Below are 16,731 nucleotides of genomic sequence, written 5' to 3'. Positions count from 1 at the left end.
CCAATCCCTGTGGGAGCGAGCCTGCTCGCGATCACTGACACCACAGGTTTTGTGTGTGCTGCAGGATTAGGGGCCGACGGTCGGCTGTCATGGTGAATTCGACAGCATTGACTACAGTTTGTAGTGTCGGCAGCCAGACTGCCCCGACCGTGGTTGTTCAAAAAAGCCCGGCCATGTACCGGGCTCCACCTGATCAGGAGTGCACGATGGATATCAGCCGTCGTCAGTTCTTCAAGGTCGCCGGTATCGGCCTTGCAGGCTCTAGCCTGGGCGCGTTGGGCATGGCCCCGACGACAGCCTTTGCCGAACAGGTGCGTCACTTCAAGCTCGCCCACACCCATGAAACCCGCAACACCTGCCCGTATTGCTCGGTCGGTTGCGGCTTGATCATGTATAGCCAGGGCGATGCGGCGAAGAATGTCGCGCAAAACATCATCCACATCGAAGGTGACGCCGACCACCCGGTCAACCGCGGTACCCTTTGCCCCAAAGGCGCAGGCCTGCTGGACTTCATTCACAGTCCCAGTCGTCTCCAGTACCCGCAGGTGCGCAAGCCTGGCACCAAGGAGTGGATACGAATCTCCTGGGATGAAGCCCTCGATCGCATCGCTGACCTGATGAAGGCCGACCGCGACGCCAACTTCATCGAGAAGAACGCCCAGGGCCAAACGGTGAACCGCTGGCTGACCACCGGTTTTCTCGCGGCGTCGGCCTCGTCCAACGAATCGGGTTATATCACCCATAAGGTGATTCGCAGTCTCGGCATGCTGGGGTTCGATAACCAGGCGCGTGTCTGACACGGTCCGACGGTGGCAAGTCTTGCCCCGACGTATGGCCGTGGTGCCATGACCAACCACTGGACCGATATCGCCAACGCGAATCTGGTTCTGGTGATGGGCGGCAACGCAGCAGAAGCGCACCCGTGCGGTTTCAAATGGGTGACGGAAGCCAAGGCGCACAACAAGGCGCGGCTGATCGTGATCGACCCGCGATTCACCCGAACCGCCTCGGTGGCCGACTATTACGCCCCGATCCGCACCGGCACCGACATTGCCTTCATGGGCGGGCTGATCAATTACTTGCTGACCGAGGACAAGATCCAGCACGAATACGTGCGGGCCTATACGGACGTGTCGTTCATCGTCAAGGCCAGCTACGGTTTCGAGGACGGGTTGTTCAGCGGTTACGACGCGAGCAAGCGCACCTACACCGACAAGTCCGGCTGGGGTTACGAAATAGGCGAGGACGGTTTCGCCAAAGTCGACCCGACCTTGCAAGACCCACGCTGCGTCTACCAATTAATGAAGCAGCATTACAGCCGCTACACCCTGGAGCTGGCCAGTCAGGTCTGCGGCATGCCCGTGGACGCGATGCAGAAAATCTGGGAAGAGATCGCCACCTGCTCGCAACCGGGCAAAACCATGACGATTCTCTACGCGCTGGGTTGGACCCAACATTCGACCGGCTCGCAGATGATCCGCAGTGCGGCCATGGTGCAACTGCTGTTGGGCAACGTCGGCATGCCGGGCGGGGGCGTCAACGCCCTGCGCGGGCACTCCAACATCCAGGGCCTGACCGACCTGGGCTTGCTGTCCAACCTGTTGCCTGGTTACCTGACCTTGCCGGCCGAGGCCGAACAGGATTACAACGCCTACATTGCCAAACGTGCACTCAAGCCGCTGCGTCCCGGGCAGATGTCCTACTGGCAGAACTACGGCAAGTTCCACGTCAGCCTGATGAAGGCCTGGTACGGCGCCAATGCCACCGCCGAGAATCACTGGGGCTACGACTGGCTGCCCAAGCTCGATATCCCCGGCTACGACATCCTGAAGATGTTCGACATGATGGGTAAGGGCGAGGTCAATGGCTACATGTGCCAGGGCTTCAACCCGATTGCCGCGTTGCCGGACAAGAACCGTGTGATGAAGGCGCTGGCCAAACTCAAGTGGCTGGTGGTGATGGACCCACTGGCTACCGAAACCTCGGAGTTCTGGCGCAACGTCGGGCCTTACAACGACGTGGAAACGGCCAACATCCAGACCGAGGTCATCCGCCTGCCCACCACCTGCTTCGCCGAAGAAAACGGTTCGCTGGTCAACAGCGGCCGCTGGCTGCAATGGCACTGGAAAGGTGCCGACGGCCCGGGGCAGGCGCGCACTGACGTGAAGATCATGAGCGAGCTGTTCTTGCGCCTGCGCAAGCGTTATCAGGCCAACGGCGGTGCCTGGGCCGAGCCGATCCTCAAGCTCAACTGGTCCTACAAAATACCTGATGATCCCACGCCGGAAGAGCTGGCCCGGGAATTCAACGGCTACGCCATCGCCGATGTCACCGACGCCTCGGGCGCGGTGGTCAAGGCCGGTCAGCAGCTGTCCGGCTTCGCCCAGCTCAAGGACGATGGCAGCACGGCGTCCGGTTGCTGGATCTTCTGCGGCAGCTGGACCGAGCAGGGCAACCTGATGGCCCGGCGTGACAACAGCGATCCTTTCGGCATGAAGCAGAACCTGGGCTGGGCCTGGGCCTGGCCGATGAACCGACGGATTCTCTACAACCGCGCCTCTTGTGACCCCCAAGGCAAACCGTGGGACGCGAACAAACGGCTGGTGTGGTGGAACGGCAAGGTCTGGACCGGCACCGACGTGCCCGACTACAAAGCCGATGCACCGCCGGAAGCCGGAATGAACCCGTTCATCATGAACCCCGAAGGGGTGGCGCGTTTCTTCGCCCTCGACAAGATGAACGAAGGGCCGTTCCCGGAACACTATGAGCCGTTCGAGACGCCCATCGGTATCAACCCGATGCACCCCAACAACAAGCAGGCGACCAGCAACCCGGCCGGGCGGATCTTCGATTCAGTTTGGGAAACCCTCGGGCAGGCCAAGGACTTCCCGTATGCGGCGACCAGCTACCGGCTGACCGAACACTTCCACTTCTGGACCAAGCATTGCCCGATCAACGCCGTTACCCAACCCGAACAATTCGTCGAAATCGGCGAGGTGCTGGCCAAGGAGAAGGGCATTGCTGCCGGTGACCGAGTAAGGGTCAGCTCCAAGCGCGGGCATATCGAAGCGGTGGCGGTGGTGACCAAGCGGATTCGTCCTCTGCAGGTCAACAATCAGGTAGTTCACCAGATCGGTATCCCCTTGCACTGGGGCTTCACCGGCGCCACCCGTCACGGCTACCTGACCAACACCCTGGTGCCGTTCCTCGGCGATGGCAACACCCAGACCCCGGAATCCAAGTCATTCCTGGTCAACGTGGAGAAAGTCTAAATGGCCAGCCAAGACATCGTCGCCCGTTCGGCCACCACCACCGTGCCATCCTCGGTACGCCAGCAGGAGGAAGTCGCCAAGCTGATCGACACCACCAAATGCATCGGCTGCAAGGCCTGCCAGGTCGCCTGCTCGGAATGGAACGAGTTGCGCGACGAGGTCGGCCATAACCATGGCACCTACGACAACCCGCAAGACCTCACCGCAGAAACCTGGACGTTGATGCGCTTCACCGAGCACGAGACCGACGCCGGCAACCTGGAATGGCTGATCCGCAAGGACGGCTGCATGCACTGCGCCGAGCCCGGTTGCCTGGCGGCATGCCCCAGCCCGGGGGCGATCATCAAGCACGCCAATGGCATCGTCGATTTCGATCAGGATCATTGCATCGGTTGCGGCTATTGCATCACCGGGTGTCCGTTCAACATCCCGCGCATTTCGCAAAAAGATCACAAGGCCTACAAATGCACCTTGTGCTCGGACCGGGTGGCGGTAGGCCTGGAACCGGCCTGCGTGAAAACCTGCCCGACCGGTGCCATCGTGTTCGGCTCCAAGGACGACATGAAGGAACATGCGGCCGAGCGCATCGTCGACCTCAAGAGCCGGGGCTTTGAAAACGCAGGCCTGTACGACCCCGAAGGCGTCGGCGGCACTCACGTGATGTACGTGTTGCACCACGCCGATACGCCAAGACTGTACGCCGGCTTGCCCGATCACCCGGCGATCAGTCCGTTGGTGGGGTTGTGGAAAGGCATCAGCAAACCCTTGGCGCTGCTGGCCATGGGCGCAGCGGTGCTGGCCGGGTTCTTCCACTACGTGCGCGTCGGCCCGCAAATCGTCGAAGAGGATGAACATCCGGAGCCGCCGGACAACGCCGTGCACGAAGTCGATCCGTCGGTGCACACCTTCGATCCCCGCGGGGAGGGCAGGCCATGAGCAACAAGACGATCCTGCGCTATACCAGCAACCAGCGCACCAATCACTGGCTGGTGGCGCTTCTGTTCCTCATGGCCGGGCTGTCCGGGTTGGCGCTGTTCCACCCGGCGCTGTTCTGGCTGAGCAACCTGTTCGGCGGCGGGCCATGGACACGCATCCTGCACCCGTTCATGGGCGTGCTGATGTTCGTGCTGTTCCTCGGCCTGGTGCTGCGCTTCTGGCGCGCCAACTACTTCATCGCCAATGATCGCCTGTGGCTCAAGCGCATCGACCGAGTGATGAAAAATGAAGAGGAGGGCGTCCCGCCTATCGGCAAATACAACCCCGGGCAGAAGCTGCTGTTCTGGACTTTACTGCTGTGCATGCTGGTGCTGTTGTTCAGCGGGCTGGTGATCTGGCGTGCGTACTTCAGCGAGTATTTCGGCATCACCGCGATACGCTGGGCGATGTTGCTGCATGCGCTGGCCGGTTTCGTGCTGATCCTGAGCATCATCGTGCACATCTATGCCGGCATCTGGATCAAGGGTTCGGTCAGCGCCATGTTGCACGGCAGGGTCAGCCGCGGTTGGGCCAGGAAACACCACGAACTCTGGTATCGCCAAGTGACTCAAGATGAGACCCGCGACGAATCTCCCGAACGACCGATCACCAAAAAGGGCTGACATTTGCCAACCATCCTGGAACCTGGAGAAATCGAAGCGGCGGCCAGTTCGCCGCCGTTTCTGTACATGACGCCGCCTAACCTGTTCAGCCTGCGCGCGCAGCGCCTGGAAACCCTGGCTGAAGGGCACCCGCTGGCCGATTACCTGCGCCTGATCGCCGGGTTGTGCCGGGTGCAGCAACAGGTGCTGGACGACCCGCCGTCAAGCGAACCCCTTGACCGACAACGCATCGAGTTGTGCCAGCAACACGGCTTGCCGCCGTTCGCGGCCGACAGCCTGGCGCGCGAAGACGATTGGCAGCTTTACCTCGATGCCTTGTTACAGCGCTATAACGCACCGCCACAATCCGCCGTGGCCGATGCCGTGGAAACCTTGCGCCTGGCCGGTGCCGGGCAACGTCGTGCCTGGGCGGTGGCGTTGGTCAGCGGCCAGTATTCGCTGGTGCCGGCAGCGCTGGTGCCGTTTCTCGGCGCGGCGCTGCAAATAGCCTGGAGCCATTGGCTGTTGAGTACGCCGAACCTGGCACTGACCGCCGGCGACAGCCTCAGCCAGTGCCCGGCCTGTGGCTCGCCGGCCATGGCCGGAGTGATCCGCCATCGCGGCAAGCACAACGGCTTGCGTTATCTGGTCTGTTCGCTGTGTGCCTGCGAGTGGCATGTGGTGCGGGTCAAGTGCGTGTATTGCGAGCAGAGCAAGGGCCTGGAATACCTCAGCCTTGAAGATGACCGCCATGCCGCCAACCAGGCGCCGTTGCGCGCCGAAATCTGCCCCGGTTGTAACTGTTATCTGAAGTTGCTCTATCTGGAGAACGATGCGGACGCCGAAGCGCTGTCGGCAGACCTGTCCAGCCTGATGCTCGACATGCGCCTGACCCAGGACGGTTATCAGCGTCTGGCACCCAATCTGTTGCTGGCGCCGGGAGACGAGTAACCGCAGCGTCTACACTCTGGCGCGAGGGTCATTCGTTTTCAGGAGCGCCAGATGTCTGCACGCAGTGCCAGCCACCCCCTGCGTCTACCTTCCATCGACAGTCTGTTGCGTCACTCGGCGTGCCAGCCGTTGGCCGAGCGCTATGGACGCGACGCCTTGCTGGGCGCCTTGCGGCAATTGCTGGATGAATTGCGCGAAGGAGTACGGCAGGGTTTGCTCGAACCTGCAGAAGTCGGCGCCGACGTGCTGGCGGGCAGGGTCGGCGAGCGATTGGCAACCCAGCATCGCAGCCAGGTGCGTCGGGTGTTCAACCTCACCGGCACGGTCTTGCACACCAACCTCGGCCGGGCGCTGTTGCCCGAAGAAGCGATTGAAGCGGTGCAAATGGCCGCGCGCTATCCGCTCAACCTCGAATTCGACCTGCGCAGCGGCAAACGCGGAGACCGCGATGACCTGATTGAAGGCTTGATCCGCGAACTCACCGGCGCCGAAGCGGTGACCGTGGTCAACAACAATGCCGCAGCGGTGCTCTTGACCCTCAACAGCCTGGGTGCGCGCAAGGAAGGGATTATTTCCCGGGGCGAACTGATTGAGATCGGCGGCGCCTTCCGCATCCCCGACATCATGGCCCGCGCCGGGGTGAAGCTGGTTGAGGTCGGCACCACCAACCGCACCCATGCCCGCGACTACGAGGCGGCCATCGGCCCGCGAAGTGGTTTGATCATGCGCGTGCATGCGAGCAACTACAGCATTCAAGGCTTCACCACGAGCGTGCCGACTGCCGAATTGGCGCAACTGGCCCACCAGCACGGTTTGCCGCTGCTCGAAGACCTTGGTAGCGGCAGCCTGCTGGACTTGACCCGCTGGGGTTTGCCGGCGGAACCGACGGTGCGTCAGGCCCTGCTGGATGGTGCGGACATCGTCACCTTCAGTGGCGACAAACTGCTCGGCGGACCACAGGCCGGGTTGATTGTCGGGCGCAAGGAACTGATCGCCAGGATCAAGAAAAACCCGCTCAAGCGGGCACTGCGGGTCGACAAAATGACCCTGGCCGCCCTGGAAGCAGTGCTGGGTTTGTACCGCAACCCGGACCGACTGGCCGAGCGCTTGCCGAGCCTGCGCCTGTTGACCCGGCCACAGGCCGATATCCTCGCTCAGGCCGAGCGTTTGCGACCAGCGCTGGCCCAAGTGCTGGGTGATGGCTGGAGCGTCAGCGCCATGCCGGCACTGGGCATGATCGGCAGCGGCAGCCAACCGGTGGCACGGCTGGCCAGTGCAGCACTGTGTCTGCGCCCGCTGACGTCCAAACGCTTGCGCGGGCGCTCCCTGTTGACGCTGGAAGAAGCCTTTCGCGCCTTGCCGATTGCGGTCCTCGGGCGCATCGACGATGACGCCCTGTGGCTGGACCTGCGGCAACTGGACGACGAACCGGCATGGTTAGCGCAGCTCGATCAATTACAGGTGGAGGGCCGGGCAGGGTGATTGTCGGCACAGCAGGGCACATCGACCATGGCAAGACGGCGCTGCTCCAGGCGTTGACCGGTCAGGCGGGTGACCGGCGCCGCGAAGAGCGTGAGCGCGGCATGACCATCGACCTCGGCTACCTGTATGCCGCGCTGGAGGCGGATGCGCAGCTGACCGGTTTCATCGACGTTCCCGGGCATGAGCGCTTCACCCACAACATGCTCGCCGGGGCGCAGGGCATCGATCTGGTGTTGCTGGTGGTGGCCGCCGATGACGGGGTGATGCCGCAAACCCGCGAGCACCTGGCGATTGTCGAGTTGCTGGGTATCCCTCGGGCACTGGTGGCGATCAGTAAGTGCGACCGGGTCGACAGCGCCCGGGTACAGGACGTGAGCGAGCAGATCCGTACCTTGCTGGCGCCCGGACCCTATGCCGATGCACCGTTGATTGCGCTGTCGAGCATGACCGGCGAGGGCATCGAAACCTTGCGCCAAGAATTGCTGCAAGCCCAGCGTGAAGTTCAGCAACGCAGTACCCAAGGTGGTTTTCGCCTGGCGATTGACCGGGCCTTCAGCGTCGCCGGGGCCGGTATCGTGGTGACCGGCACGGCGCTGTCCGGCCAGGTCGCAGTGGGCGATACCCTGCTGTTGGGACCACAAGGCAAACCGGTGCGCATTCGTGGCCTACACGCGCAAAACCAGGCCGCCGACCACGCCATTGCCGGCCAGCGCGTAGCGTTGAACCTGAGTGCCGAACGGCTGGCCCTCGAACACATCCATCGCGGCCACTGGTTACTCGCCGAAGGCCTGTATGCGCCCACCCAGCGCCTGGACATCGAAATGCAACTGCTGGCCGGCGAACCCCGGGCCTTCGAGCACTTTCAACCGGTGCATGTACACCTCGGCACCCAGGACGTCACCGGGCGAGTCGCCTTGCTGGAAGGCACCAGCCTGGCACCCGGTGGACGGATGTTCGCGCAACTGCTGCTCAACACAGCGGTGCATGCAGTGAAGGGTGATCCGCTGATCCTGCGTGACCAGAGTGCCCAGCGAACCCTGGGCGGCGGTCGGGTGCTCGACCCGTTTGCCCCTGATCGGCAACGCCGAAGCCCCGAACGCCTGGCTCAACTGGGTGCGCTGGCGAACAGTGCCGGGCTGGAAGATGTTTTGCCGGCATTGCTGGCCCATAGCGACACAGGGCTCGATCCGCAGCGCCTGGAGCGGCAGTTCAACCGACCGCGCAGCAGTTGGGTGTTGCCCGCTGACGTGCGCCTGATCGACACCCGCCAAGGCCCGTTGCTGTTCAGTGCCAGCCGTTGGGAAGCCTTGAAAGCGCCTTTAGTGGACCAGCTCGCGCGTTTCCATGAACTCGAACCGGATCAGATGGGCCCTGACCGGGACCGCCTGCGTCGATTCAGCGGCAGCACGCTGGAACGCCCGACCTTTATGAGCCTGCTCGACGAGTTGTTGGCTGGCGGCGACATCGCCAGCAGCGGACCGTGGTTGCACCTGCCCGGGCATCAGGTGCGCTTGAGCGAAGAGGACGAAGCCCTGTGGCTACAATTGCAACCGCTGTTCGACGCGGCGGAGTTTAATCCGCCCTGGGTGCGTGATCTGGGGCACGACGAAGCCACCGTCCGCGCATTGCTGCGCAAAATGGCGCGGCTGGGCTTGATGCACCAGGTGGTGCGCGATCTGTTTTACACCGACAGCATGATCCACCGATTGGCGGCTATGCTGTTGCAACTGGCGGACGCCAACCCGGTGATCCAGGTGGCGGCGTTTCGTGATGCGGTGGGCCTGGGGCGCAAGCGCAGCATCCAGATACTGGAGTACTTCGACCGTATCGGCCTGACCCGGCGCTTTGGTGATCGTCGGCAGATTCGCCTGGACAGTGCGTTGGCCCAGCGCACAGAGCACTGATTCAGATGCATGACTTCAAGGAAGGCAATCGCGCCCGGTGGCGCGGCCGGGCTTCAAACCCGGTTGGGGACGGCATCCGTTCCCGGGCAGGTTCGACTCCGGCTGCCTTCCGCCAATCAATCCTAATCCCCTGTGGGAGCGAGCCTGCTCGCGATGGCAGTTGGTCGAAGCAACACATTCGTCCACTTTTTCCACGAGGTTGTGAAATGGGTCATCAGAGATTGTGCTGCGCTTCCATCCGATCATGAAGGACCCTGATGATCGCAATTCCGTACGCAGTGATTCGAAAATAGATCATGTGCCGCTCCACACTGCAGCGCCGATAACCAGGACGGATAATGTCGCAGGCTGGCGCCTTTTTCGGGTGCTCGGCCAATTGCGCAAATGCTGAGATAAGGATGTCAATGTAGCGATTGGCCTGATCCAGGCCCCACTGGCGAGCGGTATAACTCCAGATTGCCTCAAGGTCACCCTCTGCGGCAGGCGTTAGACGATATTCAGCCATGCGCGGTTAACATTCTCTGTTTGAATGCCGCTGGATCGAATGGGCGAGGTTTTCCGCTGGATTCACCTTCCCGAAGGGCGGCACGGATCGTTTCGAGTTCAGCGCTGCGCTCCTGTTCACGACGGATCAGATCGCGAATATATTCGCTGTCGTTGGTGTAATGGCCCGCTTCTATCTGCGCTTTGATCCAGTTGTCTTGCTGGTCAGTCACAGTGATGGTTTTTCGTACGGTTCCCATGATTGGGCCTCCACGGAGATGGTCGACTGCGTGCAAATTATCATACTATTGGTGCGGTATCGAGCAATCGAGCCTCTATTGCGATCCATCCAATCCGAACAGAATTTGCAGCTTTGCGGCAAGCCCGCTCCAACAATTGAATGCATTCCAAACATTGCCGAATGCTTTCCTCAGAACCCCAGCGGGTACTGAATCACTACATATATCCGGTCTATGTCATCACCCGCCTGCGCCTCATCGGCCCGGTCCTGCATGCGGCCGGCTATCGATTATTCTGGTAATGATGCAACCGCTACCGGGCGAGGAGGGGACGCAATCATGTCTGTACAGGATCGCGAACTACTGGACCAGGTACTGACCGCCCATGGTGGCCTGGTGCGCTGGAACAGTTTCAATAAAGTCTGCGCCACGATCGTCACCGGCGGCTCGCTCTGGGGCATGAAAGGGTTGACCCAGGACAGCGCGCCACGCCAGATGACCGCGTGGCTGCATGAACAAAGAGCCTCGGTAAAACCCTTTGGCTCGCCGGAGCAATTCACGGCCTATACGCCGAACCGAATCGCCATCGAGAATACCGCGGGCAAGGTGATTGCCGAGCGCCAGGCGCCCCGGGCATCCTTCAAGGGCCATGGGGAGCACACGGCCTGGGACCCATTGCACCGCGCCTACTTCAACGGCTATGCGATGTGGTCCTACCTGACCATGCCCTTCCTGTTCACCTTGCCGGGCGTCACCTGCGAGGAAATCGAGCCCTTGCAAGAGGGCGCCGAGCTCTGGCGGCATTTGCGGGTGCACTTCCCCGACAGCATCGCAACCCACAGCGCCATCCAGGACTTCTACTTCGGCGATGACTTTCTGCTGCGCCGCCACGACTACAACGTCGATGTGAGCGGCGGCATGCCCGCTGCCCAATTGGTTGATGACTACATCGAAGCCGGCGGATTGCGCATGCCGGGCAAGCGACGAGCCTATCGGCGCAAGGCCGATGGGCAGGTCAACAAGGAGGCGTTGCTGGTGTCGATCGACCTGAGTAAGATCCATTACTCGTAGCAAAAGTCGTGTGTTGGCGTAATCCAAACGAAATGAGCGCCACCTGGGCGCTCATTTATTCACGGCATCACGGGTTACTGCTTGTGCAAATCGCCGGGTTTCCAGGCTTTGTCGAAAAACGCCTTGGTCGGGCCATACAAACGCAGGATCACGAAGAAGCCTTTGCCCGGCAGGGTGCGGATCCAGTTCTTGCCTTCACCCGGTGAATCCGGCCCGAAGTGCACGTCAATCGAACCGTCGGCATTCACCAGTGGCTTGTCCATGGCGTTCAACGACGGGAACGGCTGGCCGTTGTCCACGCCCGAGGCAGTGATCGAGTCGTACACGGTAACCGACCAGAACAACGCCGCCGGAATGCCTTTGGGCAGGTTCAGCGTGTAGGCATTGCTGCCCGAGAGGAACTCACCCTTGGCATCGACGAAGGTGGCCGGGTACTTGGCGCCGACGTTCTCCATGTTCACCGCCATACCCGGGCTGGCCGAGTAGGCATTGGTGAAGAAACCGGTGCGCGGGTCGATGTAGTTGAAGGTGTCGGCGGTGAACGTGGCGTTGCCCGGGAAGACGTTCAGCCACTTGCGGTCCGGATACCAGGTGCCGTTGGCGACGATGGTTTGCGGAGTGTAGGAAGTGGCGTGGCCCATTTTGCTCGCGGTCTTCGCGGCCTTGTCGAGCAGGTCGCGGGTCGCTGCATCCGGCTGGAACGGCTTGCCCTTGATGATGCCCAGGGCGGCAAGCATGCCACGCATTTCCATGTCCTGCGGGTCGACATATTCATGGTCGATAAAGCGCGACAGCATATCGAACGCGCTGCCATCGGTGGGGTAGAGCATGTTGACCGGGGTTTTCGAGGCGTTGGGGAACTCCATCTTCTTCGCCGTGGCTTCTTTGCCCAGCGGATAGATGCGCGTCTGCTCCATGAGCTTGACCGGTGCGTCGAGCTGTTTCGGGTCCTTGAAGAAGCCGCGCCAGAACACAAACACGTTGTAGGTGCGCGAACGGTAGGTCAGGTAGCCCGCAGGCACGTCACCCTTGTAATCCGGTGGCAGCACCAGGTACTTGGCACCCTTGCCTTTGTCCGGGCCGGGCAGGCCGACATCGCCGCACCACTGGCGACCTTCGATCTGGCCTTCGGAGCAGATCGGGCGCTGGAAGAAGTCGTCGAGAATGCCCTGCATTCCCGGCGGCACTTCAATCACCATCGGACCGTCCTGCTTCAGGTCCAGATAGCCCATGGCATAGATCACGTCGGAGTTCGGCGTAGTCACCAGCGTCTTGGCGTTGAGCCGGTCTTTCCAGATCGGCAGCACGTTGTAGCCGGCGCCGAAAGTTTTTTCCGAGCCTTCCTTCATGGCGTACATGTTCAGTGCCGGCAGTGCCCAGATGTAGGACTGCACGGCGCGCTGAAACAACAGCTCGTTCTTGAGTTGAGCCACGCCTTCCAGGGTTGGATAACCGCCGGCGAAGGGCAGGTCGGCCAGTTGTTCATAATGCGTGGCCGCCTGGGCACAGAAGCTGACCGAAACGGCCAACGCCAGTGCGGTCAGCGTTTTGCTGGCTGCGTTCATCGTCGAAGTCCTTTTCAATTGGTTTTCACTACGGCCGGTGGAGTCCAGTCGCCGTCGAGGGCGTCGGCTTGCGGCCAGTAGGCGCGGATGTACAGCGAAAATTCAGCGCCTTTGGGCGAGGGCAGCCAGTTGCTTTCCTTGTCCTTGCCCGGTGATTCGCTTTGCACGTAGATAGTCAGCGAGCCGTCAGGGTTGGTTTGCAGGGATTTGTTCTTGGTACCGATGGAGTAACGCTTGAGCTCGTTCGGCGAGAAAAAGTGCTGTTCGTTGTACAGCGTCAGCGACCAGAACCCCTTGACCGGCGGCAGCTTGCCTTTGGCGAACGTGACGCTGTAGCCGTACTGGCCGTTGAGGCGCAGGCCGTTCTCATCCAGGTCCTGGTAGAAGTATTTGGTCTCTTTCTGCTGATTGACGAATATGTTCGAGCGCGCGACGGCGGTACGGGTGAAATAGTCGGTGCCGAACGCTGCACCGTTGCTCACGGTGCTCCAGTGATTGGGCAATTGCAGGCCGTAGTTGCGGAACTGCAACAGCGGGTCGATCACTTCTTTGTCGGCCTTTTTCGCCTCGTCGATCATCGCGGCGCGTAGTTGCGGGTCGGCCTTGGCGATGGCCGCGAGGGCGGCCATTTGCCCGTAGCGGGCTTCTTCGCCCGGCAATGGCTTGGCGTCCTTGAGCAGGGCCGGCAGTTCATCGAAGAACTTTTCCGGCACTACCCATTTGGTTTCGGCATTGCCTTCAGAAGCCTGGGCCGGGAATTTCGGCAGCCTGGCCCAGTTGCGCTTCTTCATCTTGCCGTCGTATTGCGACAGCGGGTACATGTCGATGCCCGACAATGCCGGCTGCACGGCCTGGCGGTCGGCGGCGGTGTCGTCCTGGAATACCCGAGGGATCACGAACCCGGTGTTCGTGCGCGCCCGGTATACACGCTTGATGCCGGGCGGCACCTTGCCGTTCCAGTCCGGGCCGACCAGCAGGTAGAAACCCGGCTGGGTGTTATACATTTTGCCCATCTCGGCGAAGCTGTCGGAGCGCAGGTCGACCACCTGATACACCCAGAAGCGGCCGTCGAAGTCTGGTACTTGCAGCACCACTGGCTCAAGGTCCAGGGCGATGCTGCCGGCGCCGTACACCACGTCCTGGTTCGGGCAGGCCACCAGCCGCTCGGCCGGGTCGATGTAGTCGCTGAGCATCGACAGCCGATTGATCGGGGCCACGGGTACGATGCCGCCCATCAAGCCGGGCTCGGGCAGGTCCTTGAAGGCCTGGCGACGATTGAAGATGTTGGCCATCGGCCAGGCCCAGAAATACGCCTCGCGCGCCATCATGCGTACGTACGGTTCAGTTACTTTGGTGCCGGCGACAGGGCCTGAGACAGGGCTGGCGACCGGAGCGGCGCCAGTGGCTTGCGCTGCGTAACCCGGAGTACTCAATAGCGCTGCGGCTGTGAGTGTACTGGCGAAAGTCAAGGCGAAGAGGGCATGGCGCCGGGGCAAACGATTCATGAAGCGTCCTTACTTGTTGGCAGTCACCTGATGCAGGTGAGTCGCTGACAAGATAGCCCATCTTTACTCCGATGTTGTTGATGCGCATGGTGAATAATCGTCGATAGATCGACCTCAAAGATGATCGGCATCAATCACCGCCTTGGCGAACGCCTGCGGATCTTCCTGCGGCAGGTTGTGGCCGATGCCGCCGCTGATCAGCCGGAACTGGTATTTGCCGGTAAAGCGCTTGGCATAGTCTTCAGGCGCCTGGTGCGGTGCGCCGTTGGCATCACCTTCAAGGGTAATGGTCGGCACGCGGATGGACGGCGCCGTGGCCAGTTTCTGCTCCAGCGCTTCGTATCGGCTCTCGCCCTGGACCAGGCCGAGGCGCCAGCGGTAGTTGAACACGGTGATGTCGACATGGTCGGGGTTGTCCAGTGCCTTGGCACTGCGGTCGAAAGTGGCATCATCGAACGCCCATTTCGGCGAAGCCAGTTGCCAGATCAGCTTGGCGAAGTCGTGGGTGTTTCTCTCGTAACCGGCGCGTCCGCGGTCAGTGGCGAAGTAGAACTGATACCACCACTGCAATTCCGCCTTGGGTGGCAGCGGGTTCTTGCCGGCCGCCTGGTTGCCGATCAGATATCCGCTGACCGAGACCAGTGCCTTGACCCGTTCCGGCCACAGCGCCGAGACAATGTCGGCCGAACGCGCCCCCCAGTCGTAGCCACCGAGCACCGCTTGCTTGATCTTCAGGGCATCCATGAAGTCGATGACATCACTGGCCAGCGCAGCCGGTTGGCCATTGCGCAGGGTTTTGTCGGACAGGAAATGCGTATCGCCATAACCACGGGCATAGGGCATCAGCACCCGATAGCCCTTGGCAGCCAGCAACGGCGCGACCTCGTCATAGCTGTGGATGTCATACGGCCAGCCGTGCAGCAGGATCACCACCGGCCCGTTGGCCGGGCCTGTTTCAGCGTACGCCACGTCCAGCAGTCCGGCGTTGACATGCTTGAGCGGGCCGAACGGCGAGGGCGCCGCCTGGGTGGTACCGGCAGGGGGCACCGCCGGCTGCGCAGTGGCGGCCGTTTGTGCGTGGGCCGCGCCGAGTACGCCGAACAGCGTCAGCGCGAGGATCGAAGGGCCGACCAGGTGGCGGCGTGTCTTGCAGGGTTTGCTGTTGCGCAGTGCCATTTTCATGGGATCTCTCCTTTACCAGCCATGGGTCAGGGGTTCCGTCCGAGCCCCTTCAAACCTTGCTTGCATTGAAGCGCGGCAACGTATCTGGCCTGTGTCCAATCGTCGGCCGGATGAAAGTCTGTGTATCGAGGTGTCGTGCTGACACACTGTGATACACAGCGGGTCAGCAGAAACGCAGCCAGCTTTACCAATAACAGCCCATGAGGTTGCAGGAGAGGGGCTGACCATACAGTTGGCGGGCAGGGTGCCGGGCCAGGATAAAATCCAACTCGACTAAAGCACTATTTAGTCGAGTTATGTCGATAAATGCAGCGATTATGTCGTTAATATCAAAAAAGCGAGGGGCACGGCAGATGACTCAAAGCACCCTGAAAACTGGAGAAATCATCAAAGCCCTGGACCTTGAGCCCCATATCGAAGGCGGTTTCTTTCGCAGAACCTACCAATCGGACGACCAGAACATGATCCTGACGTCCGTTGGCCAACGACATTGCATGACGTCGATTTTCTATCTGTTGACCCAGGATTCTCCGATAGGCCATTTCCATCTCAACCAGTCAGACATCGTTCATTACTATCATCTGGGCGATCCGATTCAATACACGCTGATTTTTCCGGACGGCACATTGAAAACCATCGTGATGGGTCACGACGTTCTCGCCGGACAATGCTTGCAGTTGCACGTGCCCGGTGGCATCTGGAAAGCTTCGCAGGTGACGCACGGCGCGGCAGGATTCGGCTTGATCAGTGAAGCGGTTTCGCCAGGCTTTGATTTCGCGGATATGGAAATGGGTGACCGGCAAAAGCTCGGACAGCAGTTTCCCGAGCATTGGGCATTGATCGAAAAGCTGACGCGAGGATGAGGTGGTTGCTTGCTTCAAGATCTGTGTGTGTCGGGGTCAATCTGGTCATATCTCATTACGTGTAATGTATATTATGTTAAATTCTGTATTGAAGCAGATCCCCGCTTCAGGTTCTGAGGTCCAATCTCAAAAAATCGCAGCCGGCGGCAGCTGAGGCAATCGCGAAATAAAGAGACTTCACCTCGAAAAATGCTTAACTGATTGATTTTAATAGATATTACGAAAAATGTAGTGCGGGTCTCACCATCTGTTGCAACGTAATCATGAGACTGCCACGTAGCCGACAGTTGGCCTGTAAGCCTTTATTTACGAGGGTTTCAGCCGATTCCATCATTTTTGTTACTAGATCAGCGTCTATCAATTAATCGTGAGACAGCATCGTGTAACCACGCTTGCGAAATTGAGATAAAAACTAATAAATACAATCAGTTAGCTAGGTTTTAACGAAATCGCGAGACATAACCTGCAGCGTTTTTTGTGAAGATTTAACGAGACACATCTGGGCCCCAACCGCTCTGGTGGCGTAGGCAGAATTCCGCGCCAAACCAGCGCTCAGATTGCCGAAGACCAAGCCTGACGCGGGCTAGCAATATTTGCCCAAAATGTTTTTCGGAAAAACTGGGCTGAGAACTGCTCT

At 60.6% G+C, this 16,731-nt stretch carries 13 protein-coding genes and 1 tRNA gene; 9 read left to right on the top strand and 5 right to left on the bottom strand.

The window, feature by feature from the left end:
* Nucleotides 1-206 precede the first annotated feature (206 nt).
* The 7 genes from fdnG to AC3IP0_RS14050 all read left to right on the top strand — a co-directional run bounded on the left by fdnG (nt 207) and on the right by AC3IP0_RS14050 (nt 9,301).
* Entirely contained in the window at nt 207-3,272 is a 3,066-nt protein-coding gene (fdnG, locus tag AC3IP0_RS14080) for a formate dehydrogenase-N subunit alpha (protein WP_489315800.1), read from the top strand.
* Nucleotides 3,273-4,208: a formate dehydrogenase subunit beta gene (gene fdxH / locus AC3IP0_RS14075; RefSeq protein WP_489315799.1), complete on the top strand. Its 936-nt coding sequence runs from the start codon at nt 3,273-3,275 to the stop codon at nt 4,206-4,208.
* Nucleotides 4,205-4,870 (top strand): formate dehydrogenase subunit gamma, encoded by a 666-nt coding sequence (locus AC3IP0_RS14070; protein ID WP_489315798.1) that lies wholly within the window; start codon nt 4,205-4,207, stop codon nt 4,868-4,870. The genes fdxH and AC3IP0_RS14070 overlap by 4 nt, the downstream gene beginning before the upstream one ends.
* 3 nt (nt 4,871-4,873) lie before the next feature.
* Nucleotides 4,874-5,800 carry a formate dehydrogenase accessory protein FdhE gene (fdhE, locus tag AC3IP0_RS14065; protein ID WP_489315797.1) on the top strand — a complete coding sequence of 309 codons (927 nt, stop codon included), beginning with the start codon at nt 4,874-4,876 and terminating at the stop codon, nt 5,798-5,800.
* Between the two features lie 51 nt (nt 5,801-5,851).
* Entirely contained in the window at nt 5,852-7,282 is a 1,431-nt protein-coding gene (gene selA / locus AC3IP0_RS14060; RefSeq protein ID WP_489315796.1) for an L-seryl-tRNA(Sec) selenium transferase, read from the top strand.
* Nucleotides 7,279-9,186, top strand: a complete 1,908-nt coding sequence (gene selB, locus AC3IP0_RS14055; protein ID WP_489327754.1) for a selenocysteine-specific translation elongation factor — start codon at nt 7,279-7,281, stop codon at nt 9,184-9,186. Before selA ends, selB begins: the two co-directional genes overlap by 4 nt.
* Nucleotides 9,187-9,205: 19 nt before the next feature.
* A tRNA-Sec gene (locus tag AC3IP0_RS14050) sits at nt 9,206-9,301 on the top strand.
* A gap of 99 nt (nt 9,302-9,400) precedes the next feature.
* On the opposite strand, the gene AC3IP0_RS14045 is transcribed toward AC3IP0_RS14050, so the two are convergent.
* Nucleotides 9,401-9,691 (bottom strand): type II toxin-antitoxin system RelE/ParE family toxin, encoded by a 291-nt coding sequence (locus AC3IP0_RS14045; RefSeq protein ID WP_489315794.1) that lies wholly within the window; start codon nt 9,689-9,691, stop codon nt 9,401-9,403.
* Nucleotides 9,684-9,929: a type II toxin-antitoxin system ParD family antitoxin gene (locus tag AC3IP0_RS14040; RefSeq protein WP_046043337.1), complete on the bottom strand. Its 246-nt coding sequence runs from the start codon at nt 9,927-9,929 to the stop codon at nt 9,684-9,686. Before AC3IP0_RS14040 ends, AC3IP0_RS14045 begins: the two co-directional genes overlap by 8 nt.
* A gap of 318 nt (nt 9,930-10,247) precedes the next feature.
* Here AC3IP0_RS14040 and AC3IP0_RS14035 point away from each other — a divergent pair, with 318 nt between their 5' ends.
* Complete coding sequence (locus tag AC3IP0_RS14035) at nt 10,248-10,979, top strand: hypothetical protein (protein ID WP_489315793.1); 732 nt, start codon at nt 10,248-10,250, stop codon at nt 10,977-10,979.
* Between the two features lie 74 nt (nt 10,980-11,053).
* Here AC3IP0_RS14035 and AC3IP0_RS14030 read toward each other — a convergent pair whose 3' ends face one another.
* From AC3IP0_RS14030 to AC3IP0_RS14020, 3 genes are all read right to left on the bottom strand, one after another.
* Nucleotides 11,054-12,544, bottom strand: a complete 1,491-nt coding sequence (locus tag AC3IP0_RS14030; RefSeq protein ID WP_489315792.1) for a DUF1254 domain-containing protein — start codon at nt 12,542-12,544, stop codon at nt 11,054-11,056.
* A 14-nt stretch (nt 12,545-12,558) separates the two neighbouring features.
* Complete coding sequence (locus AC3IP0_RS14025; RefSeq protein WP_489315791.1) at nt 12,559-14,049, bottom strand: DUF1254 domain-containing protein; 1,491 nt, start codon at nt 14,047-14,049, stop codon at nt 12,559-12,561.
* Nucleotides 14,050-14,163: 114 nt separating this feature from the next.
* Nucleotides 14,164-15,231: an alpha/beta fold hydrolase gene (locus AC3IP0_RS14020; protein WP_489315790.1), complete on the bottom strand. Its 1,068-nt coding sequence runs from the start codon at nt 15,229-15,231 to the stop codon at nt 14,164-14,166.
* A gap of 353 nt (nt 15,232-15,584) precedes the next feature.
* Here AC3IP0_RS14020 and AC3IP0_RS14015 point away from each other — a divergent pair, with 353 nt between their 5' ends.
* Nucleotides 15,585-16,094, top strand: a complete 510-nt coding sequence (locus tag AC3IP0_RS14015; protein WP_489315789.1) for a cupin domain-containing protein — start codon at nt 15,585-15,587, stop codon at nt 16,092-16,094.
* The last annotated feature ends 637 nt before the right edge of the window (nt 16,095-16,731 follow it).

Source organism: Pseudomonas sp. GL_103, assembly GCF_057835175.1.
The sequence above is the reverse complement of the archived record's forward strand: the minus strand, read 5'-3'. Positions and strand labels throughout refer to the sequence as shown.